This window comes from Streptomyces sp. ISL-66 (assembly GCF_018614135.1).
Classification (GTDB): Bacteria; Actinomycetota; Actinomycetes; order Streptomycetales; family Streptomycetaceae; genus Streptomyces.
Map to the genome: position 1 here is coordinate 1 of NZ_JAGGOW010000082.1, position 23,558 is coordinate 23,558.

The following is a 23,558-nucleotide window of genomic DNA, read 5'->3' on the forward strand; positions in this document are numbered from 1 at the left end:
CGGCCCGGCCGACTGCGAAGCCCTGCTGCGCCAGGGCGCGGCCCGCCCGGCGGCGGAGATCGCCGAGGCGGCCCTCGTGCTCGGCGAGGCCGGCCGCTCCCGCGAGGCCGACGCGCTCCTCGCGGCCTTCGTCCGGGTGCGTACCGCCGAGGAGTCGGCCCGGCTCGCCCGCCGGGACCCGGGGTGGTTCGCGCCCCGGCTGCTCCGCGCGGCCGAAGCCCTCTCGGGGTCCCACCACCGGGACTTGCTGCACGCCCTGCGCGTCGCGAAGCTGCCCGTCCCCTGACCGCAAACGATCACGTGGCGACGTATCCACGGCGCATCGCCGACGCATCCGCCGCCATCCGGGGCATAACTTGATCGACTACTCCAACCGCGCACGGCGGTCTTGCCCCGCGCTGTAGCGAGGCCTACCTTCAACTCCCTACGCGCAGCCGTGCAGCCCTCTACGTGCGTAGAAGCCGGCGTACCCGTCGCGAGGAGCAGCTCATGGCCCAAGTCGTCCGCGCCGCACTGGTCCAGGCCACCTGGACCGGGGACACCGAATCGATGATCGCCAAACACGAGGAGCACGCCCGCGGGGCCGCTGCCCAGGGCGCGAAGATCATCGGCTTCCAGGAAGTCTTCAACGCACCCTACTTCTGCCAGGTCCAGGAGCCCGAGCACTACCGCTGGGCCGAGGCCGTACCCGACGGCCCCACCGTCCAGCGGATGCGGGCCCTCGCCCGCGAGACCGGCATGGTGATCGTCGTACCGGTCTTCGAGCTGGAGGCCGAGGGCTTCTACTACAACACCGCCGCCGTCATCGACGCCGACGGCAGCTACCTCGGCAAGTACCGCAAGCACCACATCCCCCAGGTCAAGGGATTCTGGGAGAAGTACTACTTCCGTCCGGGCAACCTCGGCTGGCCCGTCTTCGACACCGCGGTCGGCCGCATCGGCGTCTACATCTGCTACGACCGGCACTTCCCCGAGGGCTGGCGCCAACTCGGTCTCGCCGGAGCCCAGTTGGTCTACAACCCGTCCGCCACCCACCGCGGACTCTCCGCCCACCTCTGGCAGTTGGAACAACCCGCCGCGGCCGTCGCGAACGAGTACTTCATCGCGGCCATCAACCGCATCGGCCAGGAGGAGTACGGGGACAACGACTTCTACGGCACCAGCTACTTCGTCGATCCCCGCGGCCAGTTCGTCGGGGAGGTCGCCAGTGACAAGGAGGAGGAACTCCTCATCCGCGACCTCGACTTCGACCTGATCAAGGAGGTCCGCGACCAGTGGGCCTTCTACCGCGACCGCCGCCCCGACGCCTACGGAGGGCTCGTACAGCCGTGACCAACCCGATCCCCCTGCACAACCGCCACCGCACCGTACTGCCCGACTGGCTCGCGCTCTACTACGACCGCCCCATCGAGCTCACCCACGGCGAAGGCCGCCACGTCTGGGACGCCGACGGCAACCGCTACCTGGACTTCTTCGGCGGCATCCTCACCACGATGACCGCACACGCCCTGCCCGAGGTCACCAAGGCCGTCTCCGAACAGGCCGGGCGGATCATCCACTCCTCCACCCTGTACCTGAACCGGCCGATGATCGAACTGGCCGAGCGGGTCGCCGCGTTGTCGGGAATCCCGGACGCCCGGGTCTTCTTCACCACCTCCGGCACCGAGGCCAACGACACCGCCCTGCTGCTCGCGACGACGTACCGCCGTTCCAACCAGATCCTGGCGATGCGCAACAGCTACCACGGCCGGTCCTTCTCCACCGTCTCGATCACCGGCAACCGGAGCTGGTCCCCGACGAGCCTCTCCCCGCTCCAGACGTACTACGTGCACGGCGCCGTCCGCTCCCGCGGGCCCTTCGCGCACCTGAACGACGCCGACTTCACCGCGGCCTGCGTCGCCGACCTCGAAGACGTCCTCGGCCAGGCCCGCGGCGGTCTCGCCGCGCTCATCGCCGAACCGATCCAGGGCGTCGGCGGCTTCACCTCCCCGCCGGACGGGCTCTACGGGGCCTTCCGCGAGGTCCTCGACCGCCACGGCATCCTCTGGATCAGCGACGAGGTGCAGACCGGCTGGGGCCGTACCGGCGAACACTTCTGGGGCTGGCAGGCCCACGCCCAGAACGGCCCGCCGGACATCCTCACCTTCGCCAAGGGCATCGGCAACGGCATGTCCATCGGCGGGGTCGTGGCCCGCGCCGAGGTGATGAACTGCCTCGACTCCAACTCCATCTCCACCTTCGGCGGTTCGCCCGTCACCATGGCGGCCGGCGTCGCGAACCTCGCGTACCTGCTGGAACACGACCTCCCGGGCAACGCCCGCCGCGTCGGCGGCCTGCTGCTGGAGCGCCTGCGTGCCATCGCCGCGACCGTGCCCGCCGTACGGGAGGTCCGCGGCCGGGGCCTGATGGCCGGACTGGAGCTCACCAAGCCCGGCACCGACCGGGCCGACCCGGACGCGGCCGCCGCCGTACTGGAGGCCGCCCGCGCCGGCGGCCTGCTGCTCGGCAAGGGCGGCGGCCACAACACGAGCGTGCTGCGCATCGCGCCGCCGCTCTCCCTGACCGTCGCCGAGGCGGAAGAGGGCGCCGACATCCTCGCCGGGGCCCTGCGCGGCCTCAACTAGCCTCGCCCGCCCGTGTCACGGGGCGAACGCGTCCGCGTCGCGGGGTGAACGACGCAACGCACGGCGGCGTGACGGACGGTTGTCGGCGTCGTTACACCCGCTTCTGCCGCCGACCGGTACGCCGCCTTCATCGCGGTGTCCCGGTCGGCGGCCCTCCAAGTCCCGCATTCCGACGGGAAGGGATTTCTCAGGTATGACCAGAACTCTCATTACCGGTGGCCTCGTGATCACTGCTGCCGAAGAGTTGCATGCGGACGTTCTGATCGAGGACGGCCGCGTCGTGGCGATGGCGACCACGGGCAGCCAGGACTGGACTGCCGACCGTGTGATCGATGCCGCCCACAAGTATGTGATTCCGGGCGGGGTCGACGCACACACGCACATGGAGCTGCCGTTCGGTGGCACCTCCGCGTCGGACACGTTCGAGACCGGGACGCGAGCCGCCGCATGGGGCGGGACGACGACGATCATCGATTTCGCGGTGCAGTCACAAGGGCGGTCGCTCCGCGCCGGCTTGGACGCCTGGTACGCCAAGGCCGACGGCCAATGCGCGATCGACTACGCATTTCACATGATCGTGTCGGACGTCAACGAACGCACGCTCAAGGAAATGGATGGACTCGTCGAAGAAGGCGTGAGTTCGTTCAAGTTGTTCATGGCGTACCCGGGGGTCTTCTATTCGGATGACGGGCAGATCCTGCGCGCCATGCAGAAGGCCTCCGGCAACGGCGGGCTGATCATGATGCACGCCGAGAACGGCATCGCGATCGACGTGCTGATCGAGCAGGCCCTGGCGCGCGGGGAGAGCGACCCCCGTCACCACGGCGAGGTCCGCAAGGTGCTCCTGGAGGCCGAGGCCACCCATCGGGCGATCCAGCTCGCCCGGGTCGCGGGCGCCCCGCTCTACGTCGTCCACGTCTCGGCGGAGGAGGCCGTGGCCGAGCTGGCCGCCGCGCGGGACAAGGGTCTGCCGGTGTTCGGGGAGACCTGCCCCCAGTACCTGTTCCTGTCCACCGACAACCTGGAGGAGCCGGACTTCCAGGGCGCCAAGTACGTCTGCTCCACCCCGCTGCGCCCGCGCGAGCACCAGGCGGCGCTGTGGCGGGGCCTGCGGACGAACGACCTCCAGGTGGTCTCCACCGACCACTGTCCGTTCTGCTTCCGCGGTCAGAAGGAGCTGGGCCGCGGGGACTTCTCGAAGATCCCGAACGGGCTTCCGGGGGTGGAGAACAGGATGGACCTGCTCCACCAGGCCGTCCTGGACGGGCACATCAGCCGCCGCCGCTGGATCGAGATCGCCTGCGCGACCCCGGCCCGGATGTTCGGCCTCTATCCGCAGAAGGGCACCATCGCGCCGGGCTCCGACGCCGACATCGTCCTCTACGATCCGCACGCCGAGCAGGTCATCTCCGCCGAGACGCACCACATGAACGTGGACTACTCGGCGTACGAGGGCAAGCGGATCACCGGACGCGTCGACACCGTGCTCTCGCGCGGCGAACTGGTCATCGACCGGCGCGAGTTCACCGGCCGGGCCGGCCACGGGGCCTTCATCCACCGCTCCACTTGCCAGTACTTGTAAGCCGTAAACCGTAAGCCGTAAGCCCGCACGCAGCAGCTAGGAGCCATGCATGGACTTCGGCCTCGTCCTGCAAACCGACCCGCCCGCCTCCCAGGTCGTCAGCCTCATGAAGCGCGCCGAACGCAACGGCTTCCGCTACGGCTGGACCTTCGACTCCGCCGTGCTCTGGCAGGAACCCTTCGTCATCTACAGCCAGATCCTGGCCAACACGCAGAAACTGCACGTCGGACCGATGGTCACCAACCCGGGCACCCGCACCTGGGAGGTCACCGCCTCCACCTTCGCCACCCTCAACGACATGTTCGGCAACCGTACGGTCTGCGGCATCGGGCGCGGCGATTCGGCGATGCGGGTGGCCGGCCGCGCTCCGAACACCCTGGCCCGGCTGGGGGAGGCCATCGACGTCATCCGGGACCTGGCGGAAGGCCGCGAGGCGCAGGTCGACGGCAACCCGATCCGCATCCCCTGGGTCACGGACGGGAAGCTCCCGGTATGGATGGCCGCCTACGGGCCCAAGGCGCTGGCCCTGGCCGGGCAGAAGGCGGACGGGTTCATCCTCCAGCTCGCCGACCCGTATCTGACGGAGTGGATGGTCAAGGCGGTGCGCGCCGCGGCGGTGGAGGCCGGACGCGACCCCGCCGCGATCAGGATCTGTGTCGCCGCGCCCGCCTATGTCACCGCCGACGACTCGCCGCAGGCCCTCGCGCACGCCCGTGAGCAGTGCCGCTGGTTCGGCGGCATGGTCGGCAACCACGTCGCCGACCTCGTCTCCCGTTACGGCGAGCACTCCGGCATGGTTCCCGAGGCCCTCACCGCGTACATCAAGGCCCGCAAGGGCTACGACTACTCCCACCACGGGCGCGCCGACAACCCCGACACGGCGTTCGTGCCGGACGAGGTGGTCGACCGGTTCTGCCTGATCGGCCCGGCCGAGGTCCACATCGAGAAGCTGAAGGCACTGCGTGGCCTGGGGGTGGACCAGTTCGCGGTCTACGACATGCACGACGCCAAGGAAGCGGTGATCGACGCCTACGGCGCGCAGATCATCCCGGCGCTCACGCCATGACCGGCATGACTGCCGTGACCGCCATGACCGCCATGACCGCCGTCTCCGGCACGACCGGCACGACCGGCACAACCGGCACGACCGCCACGACCGTCCGCACCGGCAGCTGAAAGGCCCCGCAGCATGACCGCGACCGTCCCGCCCGAAGGACCCATAACCGACCCGGCGGGACGCGTCGAACTCCCGCCGGCCACCCGCCTTCCCGACCACCGCTTCGTCAACGACGACCTGCTGCCCGTACCGGTCGCCCGCCGGCAATGGACCACGTACAACTTCGTGGCCCTGTGGATCGGCATGGCCCACTGCATCCCGTCCTGGACCCTGGCCTCCGGCCTGGTCGCGCTCGGCATGGACTGGAAACAGGCCGTGCTCACCATCGCGCTCGCCAACGTGATCGTGCTGCTGCCGATGCTGCTGACCGGGCATGCCGGACCCAAGTACGGCATCCCGTTCCCGATCCTGGCCCGCGCCTCGTTCGGGATACGTGGAGCGAATCTGCCAGCCATGGTGCGTGCCGCGGTGGCCTGCTGCTGGTTCGGCATCCAGACGTGGATCGGCGGGCAGGGCATCTTCGTGCTCCTCGGGAAGATCTTCGGGGGGTGGGGCGACGCGTCCGAGGTCGGCGGCTACCCGTGGACCCTCTGGCTGTGCTTCGTCATCTTCTGGGCGCTCGAACTCGCCATCATCCACCGGGGCATGGAGGCCCTGCGCCGCTTCGAGAACTGGGCCGCTCCCTTCGTCCTCGTCGGCGCCGTCGTCCTGCTGGTCTGGATCGCGAACAAGGCGGGCGGCTTCGGCCCGCTGCTGCACGAGCCGTCGAAGGTCGGCTGGGGCGTGGACTTCTGGAAGGTCTTCTTCCCGGGCCTGATGGGCATGATCGGCTTCTGGTCCACCCTGTCGCTCAACATCCCGGACTTCACACGCTTCGGTAAGGGCCAGCGTGCCCAGGTCTGGGGCCAGACCCTCGGCCTGCCCACCACGATGACGGCCTTCGCCCTCATCTCCGTTCTGGTGACGGCCGGTTCGCAGAAGGTCTACGGCGCGGCGATCTGGGACCCCGTCGAACTGGCCGCCAAGACCGACAACGTCTTCGGCCTGCTCTTCGCCCTCGTCACCGTCTTCGTCGCGACGATCTCCGTGAACATCGCCGCGAACGTCGTCTCACCCGCGTACGACCTCGCGAACCTGGCGCCCAAGGTCATCAACTTCCGTAGGGGAGCGCTCATCACGGGTGTCGTCGGCGTCCTCGTCATGCCGTGGAAACTCACCTCCACGCCCGAGCTGTACATCTTCACCTGGCTCGGCGTGGTCGGCGGTCTCCTCGGCACGATCGCCGGGATCCTGATCGCCGACTACTGGATCATCCGCCGTACCGTGCTGCACCTCCCGGACCTGTACCTGGCAGGCGGCGGCTACTGGTACGCCGCCGGGTGGAACTGGCGGGCGGTCGCGGCCTTCGCGGTCGGCGGGGCGCTCGCCGTGGGCGGCTCGTACTCGACCCTCGACGCGAAGGGCGACAAGGCGGGCCCGTTCCCCACCGACGGCATCATCCCGCTGCTCAAACCGCTCGCGGACTACGGCTGGGCCGTCGGACTCGGCGTGTCACTCGTCGTGTACGTGGTCCTGATGGCAGGCCGGAGGCGCGGATGAGCGGCACCGTCTTCGGCCAGTCGTCCCTGGTAGCGCTCGGTCATGCCCGTGAGGACGGCGAGGGGAGTGGCGAGGGAGGGCGCCCTCACCGGTCTCACGCCTCAACCGCCTTTGGCCGCGTCAGTCGCCGCGGACTTCACGACCGCCCTGGAGAGGACCGCCGAGCAGTCCGACTGACACCCGCGTCCGGCTCCCTGCCCCTCGGGGGTGACGCCCCCGGCGCTGCCCGGACACATCGGGCCGGCCGGGACGTCATCACCGCAGGGGAGAGGGCCGCCCACCGAGGAGGGGGTCAGTTCGCTGCCTTCTTCACCAGGGTGGCGATCCGGACCTCGTCGGCCGGGGTCAGCCGCGTCAGGCCGTACGAGGTGGCCCACATGGACCCCTCGTCGAGGTGGGCCTGGTCGCTGAAGCCGAGGGTGGCGTAGCGGGCCTTGAACTTCTCCGCGCTCTGGAAGAAGCAGACGACCTTGCCGTCCCTGGCGTACGAGGGCATGCCGTACCAGAGCTTCGGCGCGAGGTCCGGGGCGTTCGCCGTGACGATCCCGTGGATGCGTTCGGCCATGACCCGGTCCGCGTCCCGCATTTCGGCGATCTTCGCGAGAACGGCGGCTTCCTCCTCGGCCGCCCTCTCGGTGCGCGACATGCGGCGTGCGGAGGCCTTCAGCTCCTTCGCGCGCTCCTTCATCGCGTCGCGCTCCTCGTCCGTGAACCGCTCGGACGTCGTGTCGGTGGCGGAGGACTTGCCGGTGGCGGGCTTCTGCCTGGCGGTCATCTCGGGTTCCTTCCGGGTTGCGGATCGGTTCGTTCGTGGCACCGTCGTGCGGGGGGCTCTGCGGGGCTCTGCGGGGCTCTGCGGGGCTATGTGGGGCTGTGCCGGGCTCAGCCCCACGCGCCGGCGATCTGCCGGGTCGTGGCGTTCAGGCGGTTGAACAGGTTGGTGACGCCGACCATCAGTACGATCGCGGCCAGCTGCTTCTCGTCGAAGTACGTGGCGGCCGTGTCCCAGACCTCGTCGCTCACCGGGTCGGGACGGTCGGCCAGCCGGGTCGCGGCCTCGGCCAGGGCGAGGGCCGCGCGCTCCTCGTCGGTGAAGTACGGGGCCTCGCGCCAGGCGACGACCGTGGCCAGGCGCTCCTCGCTCACACCCGCCTTGCGGGCCGTCTTGGTGCCGCCGTCGACGCAGGCGCTGCAGCCGTTGATCTGGCTGACCCGCAGGTGGACCAGCTCCAGGGTCTGACCGTCCACGCCGCCGGAGTGCACGGCTTTGATGATCTCCTGGATGGGCCGCATCGCGTCGGCCAGGACGACGGCGGGGTTTCGCATGCGGGACTGCATCATGGTTCGCTCCTCTTGTCGCTTCGTCGCTTCGTCGCTTCGTCGCTCTTCCGTGCCCCGTGCTCCCCGGGGTGTGACTCCATGACAGCCGTTCCGGCCGCGCACGACGACGGCCGTGGGACGGGCCGGGACAGTCGGATCAGCCTTGACCAGCGGAGAAAGCGGCCGGAATACTTCTGGCGCGGCGGGACAGAGGTGCGGGGACGCCGGGGAGCGGGGGAAGCGGTGGACGTGGAACGGCGCACGGCGAGCGGTGACCCGCGGGAGGAGCTGGCCGCCCGGCTGCGGCTGCTCCAGCAGCTGTCCGGGCTCGGCGTGCGGGCCCTGGCCAGGGACGCCGGGCTCAGTTCCTCCTCGCTCTCGCGCTACCTCAGTGGGCAGACCGTGCCGCCCTGGCCCGCGGTGATCGCCCTCTGCCGGGTCGTGAAGCGTGATCCGCGTCCCCTGCGGCCCCTGTGGGAGCGGTCCTCGAACCCGTTGCCGGCGCCCCCGAAGGCCAGTCGGCAGGCCCAGCCGCGGCCCCGCAACGATCTGCCGCGCGACGTAACCGACTTCACCGGACGCGTGGATCAACTCGCCGCCGTGCTCGGCGCGGTGGAGAGACATCAGGTGGTCGCCGTCGACGGCATGGCCGGCGTCGGGAAGACCTGCTTGGCCGTGCACGCCGCACATCGGCTCGCCGCCGATTATCCGGACGCGCAGCTCTACGTGGACCTGCACGGGTTCACGGAGGGACGGGAGCCGCTCGGTCCCGACTCCGCGCTGCGGATGCTCCTCGGAGCCCTCGGCGTGCCGTCCGAGAAGGTCCCGCAGGAGGGCATCGAACAACTGGCCGCCTGCTGGCGGGCGGAGCTGGCCGGACGGCGGGCCGTCGTGGTCTTCGACAACGCCGCCGACGCCGACCAGGTCCGCCCGCTGCTGCCCGGCGCCGGCCCCTCCGTCGCCCTGATCACGAGCCGCAACCGGCTGCTGGGCCTGGACGGGGTGCCCCCGGTGTCGCTGGACGTGCTGAGCCCCGAGGAGAGCGCGGAACTGCTGGCCCGTGCCAGCGGCGACCCCGGCGGCCCCGACGGGCGGCTCGGCCGGGATCCGGAGTCCGCCGCCGAGGTGCTGCGGCTGTGCGGCCACCTGCCGCTGGCCCTGCGGCTCGCCGCGGCCCGGCTGCGCCACCGGCCGGGCTGGACCGCGGGCATCCTCGTCGAGCGGCTGTCGCAGGGCGCGAGCGAGTTCGACGCCGCGTTCGCCATGTCCGTCAAGCAGTTGGACCGGAGCCAGGCCCGGTTGTTCCGGATGCTGGGTCTGCTGCCCGGTACCTCCTTCGACGAGTACGCGGCCGCCGCCCTGGCCGACGTACCGCTGCCGAGCGCACGGGCGATGCTCGAGGACCTGCTCGACGCGCACCTGGTCCAGCAGCCGACGGCGGGCCGCTACCGGCTGCACGACCTGGTCCACGAGCACGCGCGCCGGGCCGGTGAGCAACAGGATGCGCGGGCCGAGCGGGGCCGGGCGCTCGGGCGCTTCCTCGACTACTACGTGCACGCGGCCGCGGCCGCCGACGCCGCGATACCGGTCCTGTCGCCCGGCCGGTCGGTCACCGCGGGCCGGCCGCCGGCCGAGCTGCCCCGGTTCGAGGACAAGCACGCGGCCCTCGCCTGGCTCGTCGCCGAGTACGAGGCGATGATCGCCGCGTTCGAGATGGCGGTCGCCATCGGGGCGGACGTGCACGTGTGCGAGCTCCCGCGCTTCCTACGGGCGTACTTCGCCCGGCGCTGCGGCACCACCCACCTCAACTCCCTCTTCGAGCGGTCGCTGGTGGCCGCCCAGCGCCTGGGCGATCCTTTGCAACTGGCCGAGGCACACAGCGACCTGGGCTTCGCGCGCTACAACGCGGGCCGGATGGCGGAGGCGAGCGCCGCGTACGAAGCGGCCGAACTCCAGGTGTCCCGGGCGGGAGACGTGCGGTTCGAGGCCGAACTGGCCATGCGGCGGGGATATTTGAGCTGGGACGAGGGGAGTGTCGAGGAGCCGCTCGAACTCTTCGGCCTCGCCGGGAAGTTGTTCGAACAGATCGGCTGCCCGACGGGCGTGGCCCATGCGGCGGCTTCGCAGGCCTGGGCGATGCTCCAGCTGGGGCACCGCGAGGAGGCGGCGCGGCGGGCGCGTGAGGTGCTGGCCGTTCCCCACCCGGACCCCGCGTGGCCGCCGACGCTGACGGCGCGGATCACCCTGGGCGTGGCCATCGCCGCCGAGGCGCCCGACGAGGCGGTGGAGCACCTGCACCGGGCGCTGGAGCTGGCCCGCGAGGACGGGCACATGAACAACGAGGCGTGGTGCCTCAACTGCCTGGGCGTCGCGCTGCGTCACATGGGCCGCTACGAGGAGGCGCTGGCCGGTCACCGGCAGGCGTTCGCGCTGCTGGACGAGTTGTTCGAGGAGCACTGGAAGATCCACTTCCTCAACGGCTACGCCGAGACCTGCCGGCTCGCCGGCCTGCCCGAGGAGGCTCTGCGGCTGCACCGGCAGGCGCTGGAGCTGGCCCCGCGGCTCGGGAACCGGTACGAGGAAGCGCTGGCCCACGAGGGCATCGCGATCGTGCTCGACGCGACCGACCCGGCCGCGGCCGCCGGGCACCGCGCGGCGGGCCGGGCCGTCCTGCGCGAGCTGGACCCCGGGGATCGCTGACCGTTCCGGTGGGGTCCCGGCCGACCTATGCTGCCCGGATGGGGACGCATCGTTCCAGGGGCAGGGGCAGGGGCAGGGGCAGGAGCAGGAGCAAGGGCGCGGACACGGGTCGGACCGGGGCGCGGCGCGCCCTGGTCGTGATGTCCGTGTACACCGGCTTCGTGTGCCTGGCGCTCCTGGCGGTGAACGTCCTCTCCCTGACGGGCAGTTGGAGCAGGGCTCCGTACCTCGCCGAAGGGCTGTGCACGGTGGTCGACAGCTCGGTGATCCACCGGCTGGTGCCCGACGCCGTCGACGCGCGGGACAGCCAGGGCCGGATGCGGCCGGGACGATCGGATCCCAGGAACTTCCGGGCGGACTGCCGGATCGTGAGCGGCGCCCCGGCGGCCGGGGACCCGGCGGCGCTGGAATTCGGTCTCGTGCGCTTCGACGGCTGTACGCCCTATCTCATCGGCGCCTCCTGCGCCGCGGCGCCGGTGCGGGCCCGGGACCAGTACCGGGCGCGGGCCGCGGGCAGCAAGGCGGGGGTTCGGCGTGATCGGAGAGGTCCGTCGGGCGGTCCGCCCGGTCCGGACGGGTACGAGGAACAGACCGGGATCGGGGACGCCGCCTACCTCGTCACGCACTCCTACGGGCCCGACGGCCTGGGTGTCCAGGGCGTCCACTTCATCGAGCTGACCGTCCTGCGCGGCGCCGACCTCTTCGCGGTCCGCTATACGGGGCGGCCCGGGCAAGGAACGGAGTCCGTGCGGTCGGCGGCGGCCCCGGTCGGGCGGGTGCTGGCGTCCGCGAGGCCGGGCCCGTAAGACGGCGCCGACCGGTAGGCCCCACCGCGCCGGACAACGGAAGCGGGCGGCCCCCGACCCGGAGCCCCGAGCCCCGACCCCGTGCCCGGAGCCCCGAGCCCAGGAGATCGCCCCGACTCTGTTGCAGGACGCCGCCCGCGCCTGACAGCCTGGTCCCCGAGCCTGCCCGCCCGAGGGCCGGCCGGATCCGGGGGGGACCACCGTGAACGCCAGAGCCGCAGCCATAGCCGCCACCGCAGCCTTCGCCCTGACCGCGCTGGGCGCGGTCCCGGCCCTCGCGGACAACCATGCCGCCGTCGCGCCGCAGGGCCAGGACGGAGCCTTCGAGCACCTCGACCCGCAGCAGCGGCTCGCCGTCGACGGCGAGTCCGAGCACCTTGCCCCGCAGGGTACGTCGGACGGCGCGTAGCCGTGAACGCAGGCGGGGGAGCGGGGAATGCCAGGTCCCGGCCGGTCTGGCGCGGGCAGGGGGCGCCCCCCCCAGGAGGTGACCCGGGTTCCGGTCCGACCGGGCCCGCGGCCGGGTCCGTCGGTGGGGATTGTCAGCTGGTCGTGCTTTGCTGGAGGCATGATCGAACCATTCCTCGCCCATGACCTGTCAGCCGTCGACGAGGCCGTCCGCAAGGCGGCGGCGATCGAGATCATGCCGAGATTCCGCCGGCTCGCCGAGCACGAGGTGGACCAGAAGAGCGGCCCGCACGATCTGGTGACCGCCGCCGACCGCAAGGCCGAGGAGTACCTCACGGCCGAGCTGACCCGACTGCTGCCCGGCTCGGCGGTGGTCGGCGAGGAAGCGGTGCACGCCGACCCGACGGCGTACGGGGCGCTGCGCGAGGACGCCCCCGTGTGGATCGTGGACCCGGTCGACGGGACCCGGCAGTTCGTGCACGGCGACCCGGCGTTCTGCACGCTCGTCGCGCTCGCGCACCGCGGGGAGATACTCGCCTCCTGGACCTTCGCCCCGGCGCTGGAGGAGATGGCCACCGCCGTGCGCGGGCAGGGCGCGTACGTCAACGGCGTGCGCGTCCTCAGCGGTTCGCCGGAGCCGGGCGCGGACCTGCGCGTGGCCATCGCGCACCCGCTGTACACCTCCGAGGACGACCGGCGGTCGCTGGCGCGCCTGGAGGTGCCCGGAGTGGCCCCCCGCCCGTGCGGTTCGGCCGGGCTGGAGTACCTGCGGGTGGCCCGTGGCGAGATGGACGGCCTGGCCTTCACCTGGCCCTCGGCCTGGGACCACGCGGCCGGGCTGCTCCTGGTCGCGGAGGCGGGTGGCGCGCAGAGCACCGTGGACCGTGTCCCCTTCCGGGTGGACCGGGACAACGCGCTTCCCTTCGCGGTGGGCCGGGACGACGCCACCGCGGTACGGATCCGAGAGCTGCTCAGGGGAGAGTGAGCCTTCACCTATAGCGCGTATGGACAAGCGCAATACCCTGGGGGCGGTGGCGCCGCCGGACGAAGGAGTCGCAAGTGCCGTCGATTCTCGATGCGGTCGTGGTGGGGGCCGGGCCCAACGGGCTGACCGCCGCCGTCGAACTGGCCCGGCGCGGCTTCTCGGTGGCCGTCTTCGAGGCCGCGGACACCGTCGGCGGCGGAGCCCGGACCGAGGAGCTCACCCTCCCCGGCTTCCGGCACGACCCCTGCTCGGCCGTGCACCCGCTCGGGGCCGGCTCGCCGGTCTTCGCCACCATGCCCCTGAAGCGGTACGGGCTGGAGTGGCTGCACGCCCCGCTGCCCATGGCGCACCCCTTCGATGACGGCACCGCCGCCGTGCTCTCCCGCTCCGTGGCGGAGACGGCCGCGTCCTTCGGGCCGCGCGACGCGGGCGCGTACCGACGCCTGGTGGAGCCGTTCCTCGGCAAATGGGACACCCTGGCCCGGGACTTCATGTCCCTGCCGGGCACCGCCCTGCCCCGTGACCCGATCACCCTCGCCCGCTTCGGGCTGGCCGGGCTCCCGCCGTCCACCTGGCTGCTGAGCCGCTTCCGGGACGACCGGGCGCGCGCCCTGTTCGCCGGGCTCGTCGCGCACGTCATCGCCCCGCTGGGAGGGATCGGCACCGGTGCCGTCGGCCTGGTCTTCGCCCTCGCCGCGCACGCCGGCGGCTGGCCGATGCCGCGCGGCGGCTCGCAGTCCATCTCCGACGCCCTCGCCGGATACCTGCGCGACCTCGGCGGCGCCGTCCACACCGGCTTCGAGGTCAAGCGGCTCGACGACCTCCCGCCGGCCAGGGCGTACGTCTTCGACACCTCGCCGACCGCGCTGGCCCGTATCGCGCGCCTGGGCCGGGTGTACGACGGCTACCGCTACGGCGCCTCCGTGTTCAAGCTGGACTATGCCCTGGACGGCCCCGTCCCCTGGACCGCCGAGGAGGCGCGCCGGGCCGGCACCGTCCAGGTCGGCCCGCGCACCCGCGACATCGACGCCGCCCTGCAGCTGGCCTCCAGCGGGCGGGCTCCGCGCACCCCCTTCCTCATCGCCGCGCAGCCGAGCCTGGTCGATGCGGGGCGGGCGCCCGAGGGCAAGCACACCTTCTGGGTCTACGGGCACGTCCCGTCGGGCTGGGACGGCGACCTCACCGACGCCGTCGAACGCCAACTGGAGCGCTTCGCCCCCGGCTTCCGCGATCTGGTGCTCGCCCGCGCCACGGCCGGCCCGCCGCAGCTCGCCGCCCGCAATCCCAACTACGTCGGCGGGGACATCGCCTGCGGGGCCGCCACCGGGCTCCAGCTCCTGCTGCGCCCCAAGCTCTCCCTGGCCCCGTACTCGACCAGCCATCCGGCCGTCTTCCTCTGCTCCTCGGCGACCCCGCCCGGCCCCGGCGTGCACGGCATGTCCGGCCACAACGCGGCCAAGGCGGTCTGGCGCCACCTGCGGAAGGGATCCTGACACCCCGCAGATCGGACACCCCGCATCAGACTGGTCCCGTACAACGAAATCCGAAGCACCGGATCGTCGATGCGGATGAAGTGCGCCTCCGAATGGGATGTTCACCAAAGAAACCGACCAGTAAGGCTTGTGCCTTCCTCCTGCCGTGTGCATGATCATGCACCTGTACGTGGTGGTGAAGAGGGAGAGTCAGTGGGCAAGCGGGCCGGTAGATACGGAGGTGGCCTGCGAGCCGGTTCTCTGGGGACGTTCGACTCCGTGGTCATGGCGGTCGCGGGCTGCGGGCCGGCGTACACCGTCGCCGCGACCCTCCCGGTACTCGTCGCCACCGTCGGCGTCGCCGGCCCCGCGGTGCTCCTGTACTGCGCCATACCGATGGTCGGCATCGCGCTGGCCTTCCGCCACCTCGGACGCCTCGACGTCAACGCCGGGGCGAGCTACGCCTGGGTGGCGCGGGCCCTCCACCCCTTCCTCGGCTTCCTCAGCGGCTGGGCCCTGGTCGTCGCCGCGACGGCCTTCCTCGTCTCCGCCACCCTCCCCGCCGGCAGTGCCACGCTCGCCCTCATCAGCCCGGACCTGGCCGCGAACACCGGCCTGGCCACGGCCGTCGGCGCCGGCTGGTTCCTGCTCATGGCGGGCGTGGTGGCGCAGGGCGCCCGGATCAGCCCGTACGCCCGCCGGATCCTCGCCGGTGTCCAGCTCGCGCTGCTCCTGGCCTTCGCCGTCGCCGCCCTGGCCAAGGACGGGAACGCGGCGGACTTCTCGCTCTCCTGGTTCGGCTTCGGGCACTTCGACGCGTCGCACAGCTTCGTCGCCGGCGCGCTGATAGCGGGCGTCAGTTACTGGGGCTGGGACGTCTCCAGCAACCTCAACGAGGAGACCCGCACCGGTCGCCGCTCCTTCGGCCTCGGCGGCCTGATCGGTGTCGTGGTCTCCTTCGCGGTCTTCGTCGTCTTCACCATCGCCACCAACATCCTCATCGGTGCGGACGCGGTACGGAAGAACCCCGACGGCTTCCTCTCCGTGCTCGGCGACGCCGTCTGGCCGGGCTGGGGCGGCCGGCTGCTCGTCCTCGCCGTCGTGCTGTCCATGGTCGCCACCCTGGAGACGAGCCTCCTCCAGGCGACCCGCACGCTCTTCGCCATGGGCCGCGACCGCACCGTGCCCGCCGTGTTCGGCCGCATCCACCGCGACTGGCAGACGCCCTCCGTCGCCACGGCCACCGTGGCCGCCGTGGCGCTCCTGTTCGTCACCGTCTCCGCCGCGGCCGGCTCCGGCGCGCAGTTCGTACGGGACGCCGTCAGCGGCATCGGCCTGCACATCGCCTTCTACTACGCCCTCGCCGGCCTGTCGGTCGTCGCTGCCTACCGCAAGGTGCTGTTCAGGTCCGTGGGCACCTTCCTCTTCATCGGGCTGTGGCCGCTCGGCGGAGCCCTGTTCATGATCTGGATTTTCGCCATGTCGGTTCCCCAACTGACCGGCAGTGCGCTGGCCATCGGCCTCGGGGCGCTCGCGCTGGGCCTGATCCCGATGACCTTCTCCCGGCTCCAGGGCGTCTCGTACTTCCGGCCCCGGCCGCTGGATCCCGAACAGGCGGACGCGGTGGACGAGTTGCACGGGGGAGCGGCCGCCGCCGGGGGCCTCGCGGCGGCGGAACGGCGCGACGGGATCCTCACCGACTTCTGAAGTCCGACGACCCCGAGGACCCCAAGGACCCGAGGAACCCAGAGGTCCCGCGGCCCGCGTCCCCCATCGAAGAGAACCGAATCGAGGAATGTGCATGGCGGCCTGGCTGCGCCGGCGTTCAGGAGCACCGGTCTACGATCACGCGTTCGGCGATCGCGGTCTCGAGGAATGCCGCCAGGACATGGTGATGGGCCGCTGGGAAGGGGCCCGCGACCTCCTCGCGGAACACCCCCGCGACGACTGGGACCGGCGTGCGCACCGCATACGGCTGCTCGCGGACGCGGCGGCGAGCAGCCGGACCGTGGACGTCTGGCACGCCGCCGACCCGGCCAACCCGGACGCCGCCATACTGCGCGCGGAGACCGAGGTGATGCGGATGTTCGCCGCCGCGCGCAGCGGGGCGATGCCCCCGAAGGACGGCCTGGACCAGGTGGCCCGGACCTGCCTGCGGGCCTGCGACCTGGCACCCGCCGACCCGCACCCCTACGTCTCCCTCGTCACGCTCGGCAGACTGTACGAAGGCGGCGACCCGAACATGGGCCACTGGTGGCGGGAACTGCGGGCCCGCGCCCCCCACCACCGCGAGGGCCACCACCAGGTGCTGCGCTACTTCTCCGCCCGCTGGCACGGTTCGCACGGAGAGTCCTACAATTTCGCCTGGGACGGCGCCGTTTACGCTCCCCCCGGTTCGCCCCTCGCGGTGCTTCCGCAAGTGGCACGCGCGGAGCAGTACCGGCACGAGAGCGAGACCCAGGGGCGGTCGGCGATCGCGCTGGCCACCCACTGGAGCGGCGAGCGGGCACGCTGGGACCTGCGTACGGCGCTGGAGAACTGGATCGCGCGGCGCACCAGGCCCTACGCCCAGGACGTCGCGGACCTCAACTACCTCGCCCACGGTCTGGTCCACGCGGGCATGGAGGAGGAGTCCGTGGAGGTCTTCACCCTCCTGGACAACCGGGCCACACGGATCCCGTGGTCGTACAGCGGCGATCCGGAGAGCCTCTTCAGCCGCTGGCGCGACCGGGCGGCACTCGGCGCGTCACGCTGAGGCCGTGACCCCGCGCACGGCCGCGTCGGGCCGGGGCATCCCCACACAGCGCCGCTCCCCGCACCCTCGGCTAGTGTGATTCGGTAGGAATCGGGCCCCCCGGGGTGAGGTCGGCGCATTGGACACGTACCAGGAGACGAGCGAGGTACCGGACCAGCCGGGGGCTGCTGTCGGGTACGCGGGCGTCCTGAGCGAGCTGCTTCCCATCGCCCTGTGGCGGGAGGACGCCGACGGGCGCGTCGTCGAGTGGTCGCTGGCCGCCCAGGACCTGCTCGGCCACCGCCCCGAGGACATCCTCGGGCGGTTCGGGTCCTCCGTGCTCGTCCCCGAGGCCAATCACGAGCTCGCCGACCAGCTGACCCGCCGGGTCCAGGCCGGAGAGACCGTGGTCGGCACCCTGCCCGTGCGCCACCGGGACGGCCACCGGGTCCCGATGGAGATGTGGATCCTGCCCGCCCCCGACCCGCAGGGGCGCACCGGGGCCATGCTCATCGCCGTGGAGACCACCGAGGTGCTGCGGATGCGCGATTCGCTCGCCGCCCTCCAGAGCCTCTTCACCCAGTCGCCCATCGGCCTCGGCACCCTCGGCACCGACCTGCGCTTCCTGCGCGTCAATGACGCCCTCGCCCGGATGAACGGGGTGTCGGCCGCCGAGCACATCGGCAAACGGCTCACCGAGGTCGTGCCCGGGGTCAACGCGGCCGCCCTCGAACGCCTCATGCGGCAGGTACTGGAGCGCGGGACGGCCGTCGTGGACGTGCGCCGCACCGGCCGCACCTCCGCCGACCCCGACCACGACCGGACCTGGTCCTGCTCCTACGCCCCGCTGCTCGACGGCTCCGGGCGGCCGCTCGGCGTGATCGCCTCCCTCATCGACATCACCGACGGTCAGCGCGCCCAGGCCGAGGCCGAGCGGGCGCGGAGCCGGTTCGCCCTGCTCGCCGAGGCCGGCACCCGCATCGGCACCACGCTGGACCTCAGCCAGACGGCCCAGGAGCTCGTAGAGGTGCTGGTACCGCAGCTCACGGACTCGGCCGACGTACAGCTCCTGGAAGCGGTACTGGAACCCGACGAGGCCGCCGCCTCCACCCGGGGCGTGCTCCGGCGGCTGGCCGCCGTCTTCCCGGACCCGGCCGCCCCCACCGCCAAGCTGATCGCCGGGCAGACCTTCCAGATCCCCGTCGGCACCGCGTACGAGCAGGTCATCACCGACGGCCAGGCCATGAACCTCTACACGGCCGACATCCCGGCCCTGATCAAGGATCCGCGCGCGGCCGCGCTGCGCGCCTACCTGGCCACCCTCGGCTGCGCCCGGATGGTCCCCCTGGTGGCCCGCGGCCGGGTGCTCGGCGTGGTGGTGGTGACCCGGGCGCGCGGGCGCGAGGTCTTCGACCACGAGGACTGCGTCCTGATCGACGAGGTGGTCGCGCGGGCGGCCCTGAACATCGACAACGCCCGGATGTACACCAGCCAGCGCGCGGCGGCCCTGACGCTGCAGCGCAGCCTCACCAACAACGCGCTGCCCGAGGTCGCCGGCCTGGAGCTGACCGGCCGCTACCTGCCGGCCAGCGACCACGACGTGGGCGGCGACTGGTTCGACGTGATCCAGCTCCCGGACGGCCGGACCGGCCTGGTGATCGGCGACGTGATGGGCCACGGCATCCACGCGGCCGCCGTCATGGGCCAACTGCGCACGGCGGTACGGACGCTGGCGCGGCACGCCGTGGAGCCCGAGCAGATGCTCCGCTCGCTGGACGCGGTGGTGGCCGACCTCGGCGAGGACGAGATGGCCACCTGCGTCTACGCCGTCCACGACCCGGCGACGGGCGCGTGCGTCATCGCCCGCGCGGGCCATCCGCCCCCGGCCGTGGTCACGGCGGCCGGGGCCGTGAGCTTCCTGGACGGCCCGCCCGGAACCCCGCTCGGCACGGGCGGCCGGGAGTTCCGCACCGAGGAGGTGCGGCTGCCCCCGGGGAGCCTGCTGGTGCTCTACACGGACGGCCTGATCGAGTCGCGGGACCGCGACCTGGACGAGGGGATGACGGGGCTCGCGGCCGCCCTGGAGGGCACGGAGCAGCCACTGGAGGCCCTGTGCGACGACATCCTGGCCCGGCTCCTCCCGGCGGCCCCGCAGGACGACGTGGCGGTCCTGCTGGCCCGGACCCTGGAACTGCCCTAGGGTGGCGGTTGCCCTACCAGGCCAGGTCTTCGAGGGCGTCCAGGTCCGGGACGACCGGGTCCGGCGCCGCCCCGTCCGACAGGGCGAGCTCGGCCCAGATGACCTTGCCGCGCTCCGTGTAGCGGGTGCCCCAACGTTCCGCGTACTGGGCGACGAGGAACAGGCCGCGGCCGCCCTCGTCGGTCGTGGCCGCGTACCGCAGGTGCGGAGAGGTGCTGCTGCCGTCGGAGACCTCGCAGATCAGCGTGCGGTCGCGGAGCAGCCGGACCCGGATCGGCGCGGTTCCGTAGCGGATGGCGTTGGTGATCAGCTCGCTGAGGATGAGCTCGGCGGTGAAGGAGACGTCCTCCATGCCCCACGCGGTCAGTTGGGCCACGCCCGCCCTGCGCACCCGGGAGACGTCGGAGGGGTCGGGGAGCACCGCCCACTCCGCGATCCGCTCGGCCGGCAGCCGACGGGTGTCCGCGATGAGCAGGGCGATGTCGTCGCTCGGCACCGGGAACAGCAGCGCGGACAGTACGTCGGAGCAGGCCTGGTCGGGGGTGCGGTCCGGCCTGGACAGGGTCTCGGTCAGCAGGTCGAGGCCGGTGTCGAAGTCCCGCTCGCGGTCCTCCAGCAGCCCGTCCGTGAACAGCACCAGGCGGCTCGCCTCGGGCAGCTCCAGCTCGACGGCCTCGAAGGGCATCCCGCCGACGCCCAGCGGCAGCCCGATCGGCAGCTCCGGGTACTCGACCTCCCCGTCCGGGCAGACCAGCGCGGGGCCCGGGTGACCGGCGCTGGCCATCGCGCAGTGGCCCGACACCGGGTCGTAGACCGCGTAGAGGCAGGTGGCGCCCGTGATGCCCGAGGCCTCGCCCGCCCCGTCGCCCTCGCCGTGGTCCGCGCCCGCAGCGGATTCGTCCTGGTCGATCCGGACGATCAGCTCGTCCAGGTGCCCGAGCAGCTCGTCGGGCGGCAGGTCGAGCGTGGAGAAGTTGTGCACGGCGGTCCGCAGCCGGCCCATCGTGGCGGCGGCGTGCACCCCGTGCCCGACCACGTCCCCGACGACCAGGGCGACCCGGGCACCGGCGAGCGGGATCACGTCGAACCAGTCACCGCCCACCCCCGCCTTCGCGGGCAGGTACCGGAAGGCGACGTCCACGGCGCTCACCGCCGGCAGCGCCCGGGGCAGCAGGCTCCGCTGGAGGGTCACCGCCACCGCGTGCTCGCGCGTGAAGCGGCGGGCGTTGTCGATGGAGACGGCGGCCCGCGCGGCCAGCTCCTCGGCGAAGGACAGGTCCTCCTCGACGAAGGGCTCGGGGGTGTCGGCCCGCCAGAAGTTGGCCATGCCGAGGACCACGCCGCGCGCCTGGAGCGGTACGGCGATCAGCGAGTGCAAGCCGTAGTCGAGGGCGACGCGGGTCCCTTCCTGGTCCTGGGCCCGCCAGCCGAAGGCGGCGCTCAGATCGGCCGCGAGGACCGCCCGCCCGGTATCCAGGGCCGCCGCCATCGGCGCGGTCGGCACCACGAAGCGGATCGTGTCGCCGACGGGCTGGAGCGGCTGGTCGCCGCGGATCCCGCTCATCGCCGCCCGGCGCATCTCGGTATGGGTGCCGACCGTGGGTTCCTCGCCCCGCAGTACGGGCTCCAGCAGCTCGACGGTGACGAAGTCGGCGAAGCGCGGCACCGCCACCTCGGACAGCTCCTCGGCGGTGCGCACCACGTCGAGCGTGGTCCCGATGCGCACGCCCGCGTCGTAGAGCAGCTGGAGGCGGTCGCGGGCCACCGCGGCCCGGCCGGAGAGCGCGGCGAGCTCGGTGGAGTCGCGCAGGGTCATGACGGTGCCGGAGGGGCGACCGCCGTAGGGCTTGGTCGGCCGTACGTTGACGGCGATGAGCCGGTCGCCCGACAGGTGCACCTCGTCGGTGGCGACCCGCCCCGAGGCGAGCAGCGCGGCGGTGCGCGGATCGAGGCCGAGGTCGCCGACGTGCCGTTGCTCGGCGTCGGGCGGCAGCCCGAGCAGCCGTCGGGCCTCGTCGTTGGCGAGGACCAGCCGGCCGTCGGCGTCGATGATGAGGACGCCCTCGCGGACGGCGTGCAGAACGGCCTCGTGGTGTTCGTTCATCCGGGTCATCTCGGCCTCGCCGAGGCCCCGGGTCTGGCGCCGCAGCCGTCGGCTGACCAGGGCCGCGCCGCCGGTGCCGAGGAGCAGTGCGCCGCCCGCCGCGCCGATGAGGAGGGGCAGCTGGCCCTCGACGACGTCGCCGACGTTGGCGATCTCGATGCCGGTGGAGACCAGGCCGACGACCTTGCCGGAGGAGTCCCGTACAGGTACCACCGCGCGGACCACGTCGCTCGGCTTGCCCTCGAAGGTCTCGGTGAAGGGCTGCCCGGCCACGGCGCGGGAGAAGTCTCCGGTGGAACGCCGGCCGATCAGCTCGGGGCGGGAGTCGGTGTAGCGGGTCCCGTCGGTGTTCAGGACGGCGATGAAGTCCACGCCGGAGGACCGGCGCGCGCCCTCGGCCAGGGGCTGGAGAACGGCGGTGGGATCGTCGGACTTCAGCGCGTCCGGGAGGCCGGGGGCGTGGGCGAAGCCTTCCGCCGCGGCGAGGGAGCGGTTGCGGGCGTCGCGCTGGCTGTCGTAGCGGGCCTGGAGGAACAGGGCCAGGGTGGCGGCGCTGATCAGCACCAGCACGATGATGGCCTGGAGGGCGAAGACCTGGCCTGCGACACTGCGCGCGCCGAGTGACGGGCCCGCGGAAAGCTTGCTGAAGGGGCGCGTGAACCACCGCGCGAACCGGCGTGCGCGACCGCGCGGGGCGCTGTGCCGGGCGCTGCCACGGGCGCTGTGCCCGGTCCCGCTCCCGGCCTCGGCCGCTCCGGGAGGAAGGCCGGACGGGGGCCCGGACGAGGGCCCGGACGAGGGCCCGGACGGCGACCCGTCCTGGGGAGCTCCCTCAGGGCCCTGGGGTGGGCCGAAACGTCCGGTCATGAGCCATTTCTAACACTGTCCGTGGGGTCTGGGGGAGGTCCTGACGCGTTGGCGGCCGCGCGGTAGGCGCGGGGGCTCGTGCCGACGTGCGCCGTGAAGTGCTGGCGGAAGGTGACCTCGCTGGTGAAACCGGCCCGGCGGGCCACCTCGGTCACCGGATGGTCGGTCCGCTCCAGCAGTTTGCGGGCCTCGTCCAGACGGTGGCCGAGGAGCCATTTGTGCGGGGTCGTGCCGGTGGCGGCGGCGAAGTGCCGGGCGAAGGACCGCGGCGACATCCCGGCCCACCGGGCCAGCGTGGCCACGTCCAGCGGCTCCCGGAGCCGCCCCAGCGCCCGTTCCCGTACGGAAGCCAGTGCCTCGGCGGTCCGGTCGGCGGCCGGGGTCGGGCGGTCCAGGTACTGGGCGTGGTCGCCGGTGCGGAAGGGTCCCGTCACCATCGAGCGGGCGATGGCGGCTGCCGCCTCGGCTCCGTGGGCCCGGCGGACCAGGTGGAGGCAGAGGTCGATGCCGGAGGCGACCCCGGCCGAGGTCCACAGCCCGTCGTCCTCCACGTAGAGCGGGGCCTCCTCGACGAGCACGGCCGGGTGGCGGCCGGCCAGCGTCGGGGCCAGCGACCAGTGGGTCACGGCTCGGCGCCCCGCCAGCAGCCCGGCCTCGGCGAGGATGAACGCGCCCGCGCACAGGGCGGCCACCTGGATGCCCCGGGCGTGCGCGTCGCGCAGGGCGGCGAGGACCGGCTCCGGCGTCGGATCGCAGGGCCGGGCCAGCGCCGGTACGACGACGAGGTCGGCGCCGGCGAGCCAGTCGAGCCCCCGGTCGGGGGTCAGCTCCAGTCCGCCCGGGAGCGGGATCGGGCCGGGGGCCAGGGCGCACCGGCGCAGCTCGAAGGGCGGGACTCCGAGCGGGCTGCGGTCGGGACCCCAGATCTCGGTGATGACGGCCAGGTCGAAAGCGCGGATGCCGGGTTGGGCGACGATCGCGACGCGGTGCATGACGTCGAGTCTGCCACGGGGCCGTTCCGGCCCCCGGCGGACGCAGCC

Annotated in this window: 17 protein-coding genes and 1 pseudogene; 14 read left to right on the plus strand and 4 right to left on the minus strand. The window is 72.5% G+C overall.

Features of this window, described 5'->3' with window-relative positions; translation table 11 throughout:
• The 6 genes and pseudogenes from J7E97_RS16690 to J7E97_RS16715 all read left to right on the plus strand — a co-directional run.
• A pseudogene (locus tag J7E97_RS16690) lies at window positions 1-286 on the plus strand (hypothetical protein); the annotation flags it as partial.
• A 203-nt stretch (window positions 287-489) separates the two neighbouring features.
• Complete coding sequence (locus tag J7E97_RS16695) at window positions 490-1,332, plus strand: nitrilase-related carbon-nitrogen hydrolase (protein ID WP_215027835.1); 843 nt, start codon at window positions 490-492, stop codon at window positions 1,330-1,332.
• Window positions 1,329-2,624, plus strand: a complete 1,296-nt coding sequence (locus J7E97_RS16700) for an aspartate aminotransferase family protein (protein WP_308346542.1) — start codon at window positions 1,329-1,331, stop codon at window positions 2,622-2,624. Before J7E97_RS16695 ends, J7E97_RS16700 begins: the two co-directional genes overlap by 4 nt.
• A gap of 193 nt (window positions 2,625-2,817) precedes the next feature.
• Window positions 2,818-4,206 (plus strand): dihydropyrimidinase, encoded by a 1,389-nt coding sequence (gene hydA, locus J7E97_RS16705; RefSeq protein WP_215027837.1) that lies wholly within the window; start codon window positions 2,818-2,820, stop codon window positions 4,204-4,206.
• Between the two features lie 49 nt (window positions 4,207-4,255).
• On the plus strand, window positions 4,256-5,272 hold the full coding sequence (locus tag J7E97_RS16710; RefSeq protein ID WP_215027839.1) for a TIGR03842 family LLM class F420-dependent oxidoreductase: 1,017 nt from the start codon (window positions 4,256-4,258) through the stop codon (window positions 5,270-5,272).
• Between the two features lie 123 nt (window positions 5,273-5,395).
• Window positions 5,396-6,922: an NCS1 family nucleobase:cation symporter-1 gene (locus J7E97_RS16715; RefSeq protein WP_215027841.1), complete on the plus strand. Its 1,527-nt coding sequence runs from the start codon at window positions 5,396-5,398 to the stop codon at window positions 6,920-6,922.
• Window positions 6,923-7,214: 292 nt separating this feature from the next.
• Here J7E97_RS16715 and J7E97_RS16720 read toward each other — a convergent pair whose 3' ends face one another.
• On the minus strand, window positions 7,215-7,697 hold the full coding sequence (locus J7E97_RS16720; protein ID WP_215027843.1) for an iron chaperone: 483 nt from the start codon (window positions 7,695-7,697) through the stop codon (window positions 7,215-7,217).
• Between the two features lie 107 nt (window positions 7,698-7,804).
• Window positions 7,805-8,260, minus strand: coding sequence for a carboxymuconolactone decarboxylase family protein (locus tag J7E97_RS16725; protein ID WP_215027910.1), 456 nt, complete (start codon window positions 8,258-8,260; stop codon window positions 7,805-7,807).
• Between the two features lie 231 nt (window positions 8,261-8,491).
• Here J7E97_RS16725 and J7E97_RS16730 point away from each other — a divergent pair, with 231 nt between their 5' ends.
• The 8 genes from J7E97_RS16730 to J7E97_RS16765 all read left to right on the plus strand — a co-directional run bounded on the left by J7E97_RS16730 (window position 8,492) and on the right by J7E97_RS16765 (window position 19,547).
• Entirely contained in the window at window positions 8,492-10,942 is a 2,451-nt protein-coding gene (locus J7E97_RS16730) for a tetratricopeptide repeat protein (protein ID WP_308346543.1), read from the plus strand.
• A 140-nt stretch (window positions 10,943-11,082) separates the two neighbouring features.
• The gene (locus J7E97_RS16735; protein WP_215027847.1) at window positions 11,083-11,748 is read left to right on the plus strand and encodes a hypothetical protein; all 666 of its coding nucleotides are present in this window, start codon (window positions 11,083-11,085) and stop codon (window positions 11,746-11,748) included.
• Between the two features lie 202 nt (window positions 11,749-11,950).
• Window positions 11,951-12,157 carry a hypothetical protein gene (locus J7E97_RS16740; RefSeq protein WP_215027849.1) on the plus strand — a complete coding sequence of 69 codons (207 nt, stop codon included), beginning with the start codon at window positions 11,951-11,953 and terminating at the stop codon, window positions 12,155-12,157.
• A 159-nt stretch (window positions 12,158-12,316) separates the two neighbouring features.
• The gene (locus tag J7E97_RS16745) at window positions 12,317-13,141 is read left to right on the plus strand and encodes an inositol monophosphatase family protein (RefSeq protein ID WP_215027851.1); all 825 of its coding nucleotides are present in this window, start codon (window positions 12,317-12,319) and stop codon (window positions 13,139-13,141) included.
• Window positions 13,142-13,215: 74 nt separating this feature from the next.
• A complete protein-coding gene (locus J7E97_RS16750; protein WP_215027853.1) occupies window positions 13,216-14,634 on the plus strand; it encodes an NAD(P)/FAD-dependent oxidoreductase in 1,419 nt (472 codons plus the stop codon).
• Between the two features lie 225 nt (window positions 14,635-14,859).
• The gene (locus J7E97_RS16755; protein ID WP_374224167.1) at window positions 14,860-16,320 is read left to right on the plus strand and encodes an APC family permease; all 1,461 of its coding nucleotides are present in this window, start codon (window positions 14,860-14,862) and stop codon (window positions 16,318-16,320) included.
• Window positions 16,321-16,414: 94 nt separating this feature from the next.
• Entirely contained in the window at window positions 16,415-17,368 is a 954-nt protein-coding gene (locus tag J7E97_RS16760; RefSeq protein WP_215027855.1) for a hypothetical protein, read from the plus strand.
• A 118-nt stretch (window positions 17,369-17,486) separates the two neighbouring features.
• Window positions 17,487-19,547: a SpoIIE family protein phosphatase gene (locus J7E97_RS16765; RefSeq protein ID WP_215027857.1), complete on the plus strand. Its 2,061-nt coding sequence runs from the start codon at window positions 17,487-17,489 to the stop codon at window positions 19,545-19,547.
• A gap of 13 nt (window positions 19,548-19,560) precedes the next feature.
• Here the strand turns inward: J7E97_RS16765 and J7E97_RS16770 are convergent, their stop codons facing one another.
• Both J7E97_RS16770 and J7E97_RS16775 read right to left on the minus strand, forming a co-directional pair.
• Entirely contained in the window at window positions 19,561-22,215 is a 2,655-nt protein-coding gene (locus tag J7E97_RS16770) for a SpoIIE family protein phosphatase (RefSeq protein ID WP_374224165.1), read from the minus strand.
• Window positions 22,216-22,514: 299 nt separating this feature from the next.
• Window positions 22,515-23,510: a GlxA family transcriptional regulator gene (locus J7E97_RS16775; RefSeq protein WP_215027859.1), complete on the minus strand. Its 996-nt coding sequence runs from the start codon at window positions 23,508-23,510 to the stop codon at window positions 22,515-22,517.
• Window positions 23,511-23,558: the final 48 nt, after the last annotated feature.